General features: G+C 56.7%; 9 protein-coding genes and 1 pseudogene. 5 read left to right on the top strand and 5 right to left on the bottom strand.

Annotated features, from left to right (window positions below; all coding sequences use genetic code 11):
- Window positions 1-124: 124 nt before the first annotated feature.
- From NLM32_RS10520 to NLM32_RS10505, 4 genes are all read right to left on the bottom strand, one after another.
- Window positions 125-1,447, bottom strand: a complete 1,323-nt coding sequence (locus NLM32_RS10520; protein ID WP_254128928.1) for an MFS transporter — start codon at window positions 1,445-1,447, stop codon at window positions 125-127.
- 219 nt (window positions 1,448-1,666) lie between these two features.
- A complete protein-coding gene (locus NLM32_RS10515; RefSeq protein WP_254128927.1) occupies window positions 1,667-2,560 on the bottom strand; it encodes a 3-keto-5-aminohexanoate cleavage protein in 894 nt (297 codons plus the stop codon).
- Between the two features lie 441 nt (window positions 2,561-3,001).
- Window positions 3,002-3,925, bottom strand: coding sequence for a 3-hydroxyacyl-CoA dehydrogenase (locus tag NLM32_RS10510; protein WP_254128926.1), 924 nt, complete (start codon window positions 3,923-3,925; stop codon window positions 3,002-3,004).
- Window positions 3,926-4,529: 604 nt separating this feature from the next.
- Window positions 4,530-5,726: a CoA transferase gene (locus tag NLM32_RS10505; protein ID WP_254135281.1), complete on the bottom strand. Its 1,197-nt coding sequence runs from the start codon at window positions 5,724-5,726 to the stop codon at window positions 4,530-4,532.
- Between the two features lie 317 nt (window positions 5,727-6,043).
- On the opposite strand from NLM32_RS10505, the gene NLM32_RS46320 reads away from it, so the two are divergent.
- Window positions 6,044-6,361 (top strand): hypothetical protein, encoded by a 318-nt coding sequence (locus NLM32_RS46320; RefSeq protein ID WP_375143550.1) that lies wholly within the window; start codon window positions 6,044-6,046, stop codon window positions 6,359-6,361.
- Here the strand turns inward: NLM32_RS46320 and NLM32_RS46315 are convergent.
- Window positions 6,358-6,792 carry a hypothetical protein gene (locus tag NLM32_RS46315; protein ID WP_375143549.1) on the bottom strand — a complete coding sequence of 145 codons (435 nt, stop codon included), beginning with the start codon at window positions 6,790-6,792 and terminating at the stop codon, window positions 6,358-6,360. The genes NLM32_RS46320 and NLM32_RS46315 overlap by 4 nt on opposite strands.
- Before the next feature lie 683 nt (window positions 6,793-7,475).
- Between NLM32_RS46315 and NLM32_RS10495 the strand changes: the two genes are divergently transcribed.
- The 4 genes and pseudogenes from NLM32_RS10495 to NLM32_RS10480 form a co-directional block, all read left to right on the top strand.
- On the top strand, window positions 7,476-8,552 hold the full coding sequence (locus NLM32_RS10495; protein WP_254128925.1) for a methyltransferase: 1,077 nt from the start codon (window positions 7,476-7,478) through the stop codon (window positions 8,550-8,552).
- Window positions 8,553-8,622: 70 nt separating this feature from the next.
- A complete protein-coding gene (gene aepY, locus NLM32_RS10490; RefSeq protein ID WP_254128924.1) occupies window positions 8,623-9,783 on the top strand; it encodes a phosphonopyruvate decarboxylase in 1,161 nt (386 codons plus the stop codon).
- A gap of 137 nt (window positions 9,784-9,920) precedes the next feature.
- A complete protein-coding gene (phnY, locus tag NLM32_RS10485) occupies window positions 9,921-11,363 on the top strand; it encodes a phosphonoacetaldehyde dehydrogenase (protein WP_254128923.1) in 1,443 nt (480 codons plus the stop codon).
- A gap of 71 nt (window positions 11,364-11,434) precedes the next feature.
- A pseudogene (locus NLM32_RS10480) lies at window positions 11,435-11,755 on the top strand (EAL domain-containing protein); the annotation flags it as partial.
- Between the last annotated feature and the right edge of the window lie 175 nt (window positions 11,756-11,930).

Genomic DNA, 11,930 nt, shown 5'->3' with positions numbered 1-11,930 from the left:
GGAGCCCGGAGAGGACCGTTGCAGACGATGGGAGAAGCAGCAGCGATCTCCAATCGATCGTTCAGCAGAAGCTACGGCTGCGGCTAAACGATTGGTTGGAGGGGCCTCTACTCGGGCGGTCCGCTCAGAAAGGAACGTTATCACCATACGTAATCACCAGCCTAAGGCTGCGGGCAATGCCAGTGGCAACAACCAGAATGAATGCCATTGCGATCATACCGATATCAAAGGATCCCGTCGCATCCTTAAGAACGCCAACCATGTACGGGCCGACGAAGGCGCCAAAGGCACCAATGGAATTGATGAATGCGATGCCTCCGGCAGCAGCAGCGCCGGTAAGGAAGCTCTGCGGCATCGTGTAGAGGATCGTCCGCGCGGAGATCGTGCCGATCAGAACAAGCGTCATGCATGTGAGCGCCGACACGAGAGAGGTGAACATCACCGAAACGACAAGTCCGGTCGCGCCAAGCATCAATGCAGCGATCAGGTTGTAGATCCTGTACCCTTTACGATCGACATGGCGCGCCCAGAACAACATGCCTATCGTGACAAAGAGATAGGGCACCGCCGAGAGCCAACCGACCTGCGTGTTACTCAAGCCGTGGCTCTTCAACATCAGGGGGAGCCAGACGCCGATTCCATAAGAACCGATCGTGAATGCGAAAGTGATGCCCGTCAACATGAGCACGCGGACGTCCTTTATCGCGGCCCAGAGATCCTTCTTGACCTTCTTGTCCTTCTCCCTTGCGAGCTCGTTCAGCAACACATCACGCTCGGTGGGCGTCAGCCACGAGGCCTTGTCCGGCGTGTCGGCAAGCAGGACGAGGCATAGAACCCCGAGCAGGCAGGCCGGAAGGCCTTCGATCAAAAACATCCACTGCCAGCCGGCCAGCCTCCACACACCGTCCATTTCTAATAGCAAAGCCGAGACTGGATTGCCGATCAACGCGGACAGGGGTGTTGCAGCCATGAACCAGGCAAGAACGCCCGTTCGGTTTCGCGCCGGAAACCAAATTGAGATGTACCAAATGACGCCGGGGAAGAAGCCTGCTTCAAACACGCCCAGAAGGAAGCGGATCACGTAGAAACTGTATGGTCCAACGGCGAACGCCGTCGCCGCGGCTGCTAGGCCCCAGGTTATCATAATGCGGGCGAGCCAGCGGCGCGCGCCGAAACGATACATCATCATGTTGCTGGGGACTTCCAGCACGCAGTAACCAAAGAAGAGGATCCCCGCCCCCCAGCCGAATTGTGAGGCGCTCAAGCCAATGGCTTCGTTCATCTGCAACGCAGCGATACCGACGCTGGTCCGGTCAAGGTTGTTGAAGAGATAGGCAAGACCCAAAAGTGGCACCAGCCGCAGCGTGTTTTTGGCAACGGCGCTCGCGACCAGGTTAGAGCTCGCCTCATCGTTGGTATGACATTGGGCAGCAACGGAGACTATCACTCGTTCTGCTCCTACAAATTGTGCCGACGACACGCCTCCTTCGAGGACCGAAGCCGCGCGACGATACCAGGTTGACTCGAGAACCTTTGCCACAGGTGGCGATCGTCCATTTCAATGATCGACAACATTTTCCACGATTGGCGCTCATGCTCAGGAGCTGTCGAGAGCCGGCCATCGGACCAACGCGTCATCTTCCGATTGGGAACTATCGACACCGGACTATTTGCGTGGCGCAAGCCCGAGCATTGTCCGCGCTTCCACCGCGGTGGCTGGCTCGTACCCGAGTTCTCGGATAATTCTTACCGTTCTCTCGACGAGCCGCACGTTAGTGGCAAGTATACCCGGTTCGAGATACAGATTGTCTTCGAGTCCGACGCGAACGTGGCCGCCGGCGAGCACCGCATGAGTTGTGGCGGGCAACTGAGCTCGACCGACCCCGCTAACGCAAAACATCGCTCCTTTTGGAAGATTCCCGATGAGCATATCGAGAATCTGCGGAGTGTACGGTAATCCCCCCTGGATTCCGCGATCGGCGCCAAGAACGAAATTGATCCAATAGGGCGGTTTGTCGAACCCTTTGTTGATGAGGCGTATCGGATCTTGGAGAAGATGAGAAAGTGAGAAACATTCCCATTCAGGCTTGATGCCCGTTTTTTGGAATCGTTTTGCCATGATGTCGCAGCGGGTGGGCGAGGTGTTAACGAAAATCTCGCGGCCACCAAAGCTGGCCAGAACGGTATGAGCGCCAAATGTCGCCATGTCAGCGCCGGCTTCGAAGCCTTGTAGACGCTGTTCGAATATAACCTCATCGAGCCCGGGCCCTATGGATCGCACCATATCTCCATCGATACCCCCGCCCGTGCTGTTATTGATCACGATACAGCACTTTGTCCGGATCCGTGAGTTGATGTCCTGGTAGATCTCCGAACTACAGGTCGCGCCATCGTCCTGCCTGCGCGCATGCAACGCCACAATAGATGCGCCCGCATCGTAGCACCTATACACATCCTCGGCGATCTCGCTGGGCTGGGTCGGAAGGTGCGGGTTTTTTGATTTTTTCACCACGCCTCCCGTTGGCGCAATCGTGACAATAATCTTGCGCTTAACGTTCATACTGCATCTCCTGACATCGATTGCTGAAGTCACTTATGGGCGGATCTGACCACTTCGCTCAAGAACGCTTTGACGCTAGACGCCCGGGCCGGAAGTAGCCTCTGCGGCAAGTTGAAGCCTCCAACGCCTGGCGTTCATCCCGGTCGTTTGAGCCGTTCTAGCTCGTTGCTCCAGACGAGAACAACGCCGCCGGCACCTTAAGGGGGTGAGGTCGCGAACTTTGCGAGTCGAGAGCGGCGCTTCGGGCGCGCGGCCCAACCGCTTGAGTGTCGGGCGCCGCGAACTGCCTCAGCGTGCCTTCTGCCTTCTGTGCCATGTGGTTTGCGAGGATCTGTGATCTTGTGGCAAACAGCGCCGTCCAGCTCGTGCCAACAGGTTGATGCCGACGACGGCGCCTTGCCGAAACTGGCTTGTTTACGGTCATTTCAATTCCTCGATGGGTTAAATTTCCGTATACGCGATTCCGGTGAAATTTCCCTGGGACCAAAGGAGATTGCGCTTGTTCTTTCCATCGAGATCGGCGGTATAGATCGAACCGGCGAGGTCCGTGATGAACATCTGGTTGCCGGCAACGTCGAGTGCGATGCCGATACCCTCCATCAGGTGCGTGATCAGGATCTCTGGCTCCGTCGTTATGTCGACTCGTGCGCGATTGACTGTGTTGCCGCGCGGGGGATCTCCGCGGTCGGTCCAATAGAGCACGCGGTTTGCCAGATCGAATTCAAGGTGAATCGGTTCCGGCAAGCCATTGAACAGCACCTCGATGTCGGAGCGGTTTGCCGGGTGTTCGCCCTTGGGGATGTCAAAGTCGGCGCGGAAGATCCGGCCCCGGCCGGCATTGTCAGGACCTTTTTGCGACCAGTAGATTTTGCGGCGCTCGGTGTCGATCGTGATGCCGATGCACCACCTGGTCGGGTCGCGCCGGTCCATGTCACCGCGGCCTGCCTCGATCAGCGTCTCTATCTCAGAGCCGTCGAGATTGCACCGCATAACCTGCATCCCTTCGCGGTCACACCAATAGAGCTTGCCGCCTTTCTGATCGATCTGGATCTGCTTCGGTGTGAACGTGACGCCGGGCGGAACGATGACTTTGCGAGCGCTTCCATCGATATTTGCACGCTCGATCGAACCATCATTGACGGCGACGCCGGACCCCATGTTGGTCCAATAGATGCGACTATTGCCGACATCGATGGCGATTCCGTCAGGAAGCTGACAATCGGCGACAATAACCTTTCTACCGGAACCATCCGGATTCATCGCTTGAATACGGTTGGTACTCACCTCGAGAAAGAATAGTCGTCGACGAACTGAGAAGTCCCGCTCGGGCGAGAGATCCGAGTTGGTCGCATCAGCGTCGGTCATGCCATTCTCCCTCCCATGTGCTTGAGGCGAGATAGCGTCAAAAGCAGCATGGCGATGTGAATCCAGCCCTCACTGATGAGTGAGGTCGCGCTTTCGACCTATCATTCGTTTGACACACTGAAAGCATCTCGCATTGGAATGCTCTACGGCAGACAATTCCGGCGGTGAAGCTTCACGGTGGCGGTAAGCCGTGGAGCAAGAGCTGGGCCAATTGCCAGACCATTGGATTTCGTTGAAGGACATAGCTGGGATCTATCGCCGGTAATCGCGCGGGCGCGCCTGCGGTCAGGACGAGCTGTCGTCGCCCGCTTCAAATCCTGCGAACACGAAATTGGCGCGAAAAGCTCTTTGGGGCAGTACGCAGCGGATGCGTTGGTTCAACTCCTGCAGTGCGATAAACGGCCTGAAAGGCTCAGAGCAAGAGATTAAGAAGCAACTTTATTAGGGGTTGGCGTCGCCTCTATCCGATCAGGTGACGATACTGCATAGAAATAACATTCAGTCTCCGGTCGAGGTAACGTCGAGGACGCCGCTCCAGGCATGCTGTGCCTTGTGCTGGTTTCATAAGTCCTTGGAAACGAAATGGGCGGCCGATCTATCATATTCACGAGACGTCACTTGCTCTTGCTAGTTTCGCTCGGAGACCATCGACGTCCCGATGATGCCTTCCAACGCCAATTGCGCGATCTCCGTCTCGGAAAGCCCGAGAAGTTCCGATAGGATCTCGCTGTTGTGCTCTCCGAGCGTTGGTGCCGCTGTACGGATCGCAAAGGGCAATGAGACGTCGCGGATCGGTATTGAGGAGCAGATCGGACATGTCGGGCACCGGCACGATCGGGATTCTCCGCTTCAGTCCCTCTGCAAACCACTCCTGCGCTGTCCGAGCCTTCAGCTTCGGCACGAACTGTGGTTCGATCCGATCGATGTGCTTCAGACGCTCTTCGCCAAGGACCAGCGCCGGATTATCGCGCAAGCCGGACAGGCCGAGCATGTCACAGAATGCGCGCCACTGCGCCGGCGTAAATGTCGTCACGCCGAGCCAGCCTTTCTTGGTTTCGTAAATGCCGCCCGGGAACACCGGCCAGAAGCGGTTAATACCAATCCGATGCACGACCTCGCCGCGCGCAAACGCCTCGAACATGAGATATTCGCTGACAGCGATACTCGATTCGAAGATACTGACCGACCACGACGGCCCAGCTTCGCCCTCGATTTGCGCAACCGCTGAAGAAGCTGCGGCGATGAACCCCCACAGGCCACCGAGGATACCAGTCTGGAAATCCGGTGCGTGCAATGGTGGACCCTCGACCGGTCCAACCAGCTTGATGAGGCCGGCGAGCGCGCGGATCGTCGTATCGGTTGCGGCAAATCCTGCATAAGGACCCTCGCGGCCGAACCAGCTCGCTTGGAGGGAAATCAATCTGGACCGCCGTTGGCGGATCCCAGCGACGTCAATGGACGGGCAATCCGCCGGATCAATGTCCCTGCCGTCAATTAGACTGTCGCAATTCTCGATCATTGTAGTCAGCCGCGCGATCGCATTCGGGGCAGCGGGATCGATGATCGTGCTTGACTTATTAAAGTTCAGGAACGCGAACCAAGCGCTCTGGCCCATTGGAGTGAGCGGCGCGAAATAGCGAAGTGGATCGCCGGCCGGCGGCTCGATCTTCTGCACATCCGCGCCGAAGTCGGCGAACAATCGCGCGCAATAGCTAGTAACCGCCGCGCTGCCAATCTCGACGACCCGCAGATCTGATAATGCTCCCGTCACGGTGCCATTTTCCCAAGTAAAAACCACCATCAAGTGGAACTCTCGAATCTCGGGCCTGCTCGCGCCGGATTCGGCTTAATTTTGGAGCTAGTGCATGGCAGAGCCCTGATAGCCGCTTGCTGCGACTTCGTCGCATTCTTGTCGATAGCTGCCAACGCCGTCCGTGTAGGAGAGAACCCGACGCGGCTTCCCTTCGACGTTCGATCCCAAGTACCAGGAGTTAGTACCAGGAATTAGTCTTGGCGATTAACATCTCTTTGGCAGTCTCATCCTGATGTGCGACCCATTGATCTTCCACCTCTTTGGTCAGCTCGATCACGTTCAAGTTCTTGCCACGGAGGTGGCTGATGCATTCGATTATCCACTCGACCTTGGTCCGAACGTCTCTGCCGTCCATCGCGACCGCGGATGTCGATGCGGGTCAAAGCGCCCGTTCCTGCGTCGAACCCGGTCGCCAAGATGATGACGTCGAGCGGGTGAGTCATGCTGTCGGCCATCTGGATGCCTTCGGCCGCGATGCGCTCGATTGCGTTGGTCTTGACGCTAACAATTCCCACGTTGTGCCGATTGAATGCATCGAGGAAGTTCTGCTCCAAAGGGACTCGATGGGTACCGAATCCATATTCGGCTGGGATCAGCAGGTCGCACAGCTTAGAATCCCTTAGCCGCTCGGGCATTTGTTGATCGCGACCACCGATCGTTCGGCCGCTTCATTGAAATGAGCGCTCTGGACGGTCATGCCGAACTGAATGTCTTTGCGCAGATCAAGTTCGTCCGCTACGTAATTCAGCCAGCGCTCGATTTCCGGTTGGCTCAGACACTTTTCGCTCCGGCTCCATCCTTTGTAGAGACTTTCGGACAAAATGTACGGATAGACGTAGCCTTCTGAATCGACGCGCGCACCGGGATATCGGTTCCAATACCGCGTGCCGCCGACACCCAAGGCCGCATCGATCGCCCTGACGTGCAGCCCGAACTCTCGCAGGGGGTAGAGTTGATAAAGCTCGGCGACGCCGGCGCCGATGACCACGGCGTCGAATTTCGCTGTCGCATGCACGCCATTTCCACCACTGGCCCCGATCGTGGTCCGGTTCATTTCTCCTCCTGCGTGCTTTTGAGAGCTGGCGAGGAGAAAAGCAAGTATCGTACCAGTACCCACAGGTCGCGCTAGTCAAGCGTAAAGACAACAAGTAGGCGTCCGCGATCAATTGCGATGCCTCACGTGCTTTGAAGCAGTTGCGACATACGTCAGAGGTGCGACAGCGCCGCCAACGCGAGTCGCAGCCTTTTCGATGAGTCGAGAAGACCGCTTGTATGTATCGAGAAGACCGCGCTCTAGAGCCGGATACATTTCGCTACACCGCGACAGCGGTTCGACCGCGAACCGGAATGCGACCGATAAGCGCACACAAGAGGTTGCGCGCCAACCAAATTCGGTGTTGGCCCCCTCTTGCACTGCCTCGAACGAGCGTCGCGACCCGTATCATCGCTAAGCATATCCAAAAGTACTCCGCAGACATCGATTGCCGAGCCTTGCGATTGTTAGTGAGAAGGAGTTAACGGTGCTCGCATGTGCAGCTTGTGATTTTCGGCGCTTGGCCGTCACTCCTACAACATCGTGCTGGACGCAAGAGTTTGCGAAAGGTCAACTACCATTACTAGCAATTGATCCAAATGACGAACGTGTGTCACTGATTGCTGGCCGAATGTCGGGCTAGAGCTTGCCGAGATCAGCAATAGCTCATCCACAGATACAAATCCTTCGAAGGACTTGCGGGAATGCAATCCTCTTCACTGACGTCACGCGATCATATCTCTGAAGCCGCCGCTGTCTACCCTCCCGATATCTCACAAATGATCAAGTGGCGCGACAGCTCGTATGCCGCGGATCTCTATATCGCCGCAGTCTCATGGCTTGACCTCTTTACTTACCTGGATGGTCACCCGGTCACCGAGGAGGAACTGCGACTCCATTTCTCTCTTCGGGAGCGGCCAACGCGGACCATGGTTCGACTCCTCGAATCGTGGGGCCTCATCTCCAACCAATCCGGCCGGCTGCACGCAACGGCCAGCGCCGTTCGATATCTGAGTGGCAATTCCGCAGACAACATCGCCTCGTATATTGCAACGATGAAGTATAAGCCTTCTGTTCGGGAACTTTATGAGATCCTACGACAGGATGGCTCGGAGACCTGGCACGTCGAGCGTGGCGTAACCAAGACTTGGGACGCATTGATGCAGACGGATGAGTTTGCCGATCTGAACACGCGAGGCATGGAGGAACGCGGACGGATCTTTGCTCCGCACCTCGCGACGCTGCTTGACTGCACGAACGATACTTCCTTGCTCGATGTTGGCGGTGGATCAGGCGTCTATTCTGCGCATTTATTGATGTGCAATTCCTCACTCTCGGCAACGATCTTCGAGCGTCCACCCGTTGATCAACTTGCAAGGAGCTGTCTCACTAACCGCAATTTGTACCCGGGTCGTGCCCATGTCATAGCTGGAGACATGTTCGTCGACCCCCTGCCCCGGGATGCCAGCCTGCACCTCTATTCGCACGTCCTTCACAATTGGGGACCTGACAAGGTCCAACTGCTCCTGAGCAAGTCTTTCGACAGCATGACTTGCGGCGGTCGCATAGCAATTTACAGCTGCCACCCTGACGACCGCGGAGGCCGCCCGTCTCCAGCTGCCGAAGCAGAATACTCCGTGCTGCTTACGACGGGGTACGAGGGCTGCTGTTACTCCTTCGAGGACATGCGGGCCATGCTCGAGAGCACAGGCTTCCAAGAGATCGACTACCACAAATCCATCTGCAATCGCAGCCTCATCGTCGCGAAAAAGATCGCCTGACGCTTTTGACACTACTGCTTTGGGGAGCGACTTACTCCGCCGCTCCTTTCTTGAATCGCGCGAGCACGACATGTCCATTCCGACCCGCGTTCTGCTGTCGAAGATCCGCGCCGCTGGGTACAGCATTTTTTCTGGGGTACCGTGTTCCAACTTTGGCGATCTATTTGACCAAGTGGCTGACTCTCCTGGATTCCTGACCGTGCCTGCCGCCAATGAAGGCAGCGCAATTGCACTAGCTGCTGGCGCGGTTCTCTCAGGACAGCGAGGCGTCGTTGCGCTTCAAAACTCTGGGCTCGGCAACATCATCAACCCGCTGACATCTCTGTTGATGGTCAACAAAATTCCGCTCTTGCTCCTCTTGTCCGTTCGCGGCCACCCCGACGAATCTGTCGACGAGCCACAACACGCGATCATGGGTGCCAAGACAAAGACTCTTCTGAACGAGCTCTCCATTGAGTGGTGTGACTTCGATGGGACCGAGTCCGGCTTGGATCACGCGCTCGCGCGCGGCAACGATGAATTTCATCGCGCTTCCCCGTTTGCATTGCTCTTCCGGCGAGGCCAGCTATCCGACTGCAGCGCGGCTGAACTACGAGCTGATGCAATCCACTACGGGCTTAGTGTCGGGCAAGCCATACAGTTGATTTGCCAGCAGCTCCAAAATGACACTCTCATTGTCTCTACGACCGGGTTCATCTCGCGTGAGCTGTTCCGTGTCCAAGATCGTCCCCTGAATTTCTACATGCAGGGCTCCCTTGGGCATTGCAGTGCGGTCGCGGCAGGGCTCGCGCTGGCCACGCCTGGCCGCCCCGTCCTGGCATTGGATGGAGACGGTGGCGCGCTCATGCACATGGGGATTCTATCGACTATTGGCTATGCCAGCCCCCAAAATCTCATGCATGTGGTGCTGGACAACGAAGGGTATGTTTCAACTGGCGGTCAGCTCTCGACATCACGAACGACGTCTCTTGAAGTTATCGCCTCCGCCTGCGGGTATCGAACGGCGACCCGCTGTGAGCGAGCCGAGCATATCGCGACTATCATGCGGCAATGCGCTCAGCATAAGGGGCCCCACTTCGTAGTTTGCAAAGTCAACCGCCTCCATCCCCCTCAGCTTCCCCGCGTCACGAGTCGATATTCTCCCCTACAGAACAAAACTACCTTTCAGCGTTGTGCCAGCATTCGCCGTAACGAGCCCGAGACCGCCCGGAAAACGGGACGGGCGTCGTAGCTCTATGGTCGGGCGTATGCTGATTTTCATCGCTCTGTTTCGAGGATGAACCGGGTTGTTATGGGCTAGCAAGCTACTTCGGAACAACGCAAGATCTGTCTCGGATCTTAAATAGGCGCAACCAATCGAGTTATGGCATGCACGATAACGATCAAGACTACCATCCAATGCTCATCGCGGGCGCGCCTGCCCACTCGGACGCGACCATCGAGGTCCGCAATCCATTCACGGGAATGCTTGTTGGCAGCGTCCCGCAGGCTAGACCGGGACATGCACGCCAAGCATTTGAGATAGCTGCGCGGACTGATCTTCGGCTCACGCGCCGCGAACGAACGGATATCCTCCTGGGGACAGCAAGCGCCGTTAGAAGAGATCAAGACCGGTTTGCTCGGCTTATCACGGCAGAAACCGGCCTCTGCCTGAAGGACTCCTTGCATGAAACCGGGCGTGCATGCGATGTTTGGTCATTTGCTGCCCACACCTTGATCCAGAGCGAGGGCGAGATTTATCCATCTGACATTGGCGTGACACCCCATGATCGGCGCATTTTTTCCATGCGCACACCGCTCACCGGTGCGATTTCCGCTATCACGCCGTTTAACCATCCTCTCAATCTCGTCAGTCATAAACTCGCTCCCGCCATTGCGACGAACAACCGCGTGGTCCTGAAGCCCTCTGAGCGGGCGCCGTTGACTGCTCTAGCGCTTGGCAGGATTCTGTACGAGCAAGGCCTTCCGGAGGGTATGCTTTCGATCGTGACTGGAGCCCCCCACGGCTTGGGAGATGCGATGTTCACCGATCCCAATGCAGAGCTGGTGACATTTACCGGCTCCGTTCGCGCTGGGCATCATATTGCGGAACGGGCCGGTTACCGGAAGCTCATCTTGGAGCTCGGTGGGAACGATCCGATCATTGTGCTCGAAGATGCCGATGTCGATCGGGCGGCCCATCTAGCTGTTCAAGGAGCGATCAAGAATTCGGGTCAACGATGTACATCCGTCAAGCGGGCACTCGTCGTTGATTCTATTGCCGACGAATTTGCCGAGCGGGCGTTCCATCACATGCGGAAGCTCTCGACCGGCGATCCGAGCGATCCATCGGTTGACCTCGGCACCGTCATCAATCAAGAGGCGGCCAAACTGATTGCTCGGCGCGTTAGCGATGCCGTCGATGCTGGTGCTACTTTATTGCTCGGAAGCCCACCTGACGGCGCATCTTATCCGCCCACCCTGTTGGACTATGTCTCACCAAGATGCGAACTGGTCATTGAAGAAACATTCGGACCTGTGCTGCCGATCATCCGTTGTCCGAACGATGTTGATCAGATCATATCGATCGCTAACGCAACCAAGTTCGGACTTTCTGCCGGAGTCTGCTCCAACCGGCTCGATCATGTGACGAAGCTCATCGACGGTCTCGCCGTTGGCTGCGTCAACGTATGGGAAGTTCCCGGATATCGCACCGAATTGACCCCGTTCGGGGGAATCAAGCAGTCCGGACTCGGGCACAAGGAGGGCGTGCTGGAAGCAATGCGTAGCTTCACGCAGTTGAAGACCTACTCGCTTCCATGGCCGGTCTAGGCCAAATGCTTTTTGGCTGGCGCCGAAGGCGGAGGAATCGTCCTATTGCATCCTTATCATAACAATCGACAGGGGGGACGGTAGCGCTTGATGATTTCGGAACGGAATTTTCGTCGCTGACCTATTTGCTAGAATTGCCTTATTCCCACATTGAAATCGATCAGTCCTTTATACGCGACATGCTGACACGGCCGGATAGCGCGGCTGTCGTAAAATCAATGATCTCACTGGCGCACGATCTACACATTGGCGTGGTCGCAGAAGGCGTCGAAATCACCAAGCAGCTCGGGTATTTGCGCCAAACCAGCTGTGATGAAATCCAAGCATATCTCATCGGCCGACCGGTATCAGCCGACCGCATCTTCGCCCTACTCGATCAAGATAGGCAATGATCGACGCCTGCTGCTTGAAACACCTTGGGCAAACCAAGTGACCATCATGCCAACGGAATGAATTCCGAGATAAGCACGTGACCAACTTGCGATATCACCCTACGACATCGAAGGCCGGAGCGACATCCATGAAACCAACGACAGCCGGCTGAGATCTCCGGCGAGCGCGGTCGTA

The organism is Bradyrhizobium sp. CCGUVB14, assembly GCF_024199935.1.
In the GTDB taxonomy this organism is placed as follows: domain Bacteria; phylum Pseudomonadota; class Alphaproteobacteria; order Rhizobiales; family Xanthobacteraceae; genus Bradyrhizobium.
Note: the sequence above shows the minus strand (reverse complement) of the source record. Positions and strands in the feature narration are given on the sequence as shown.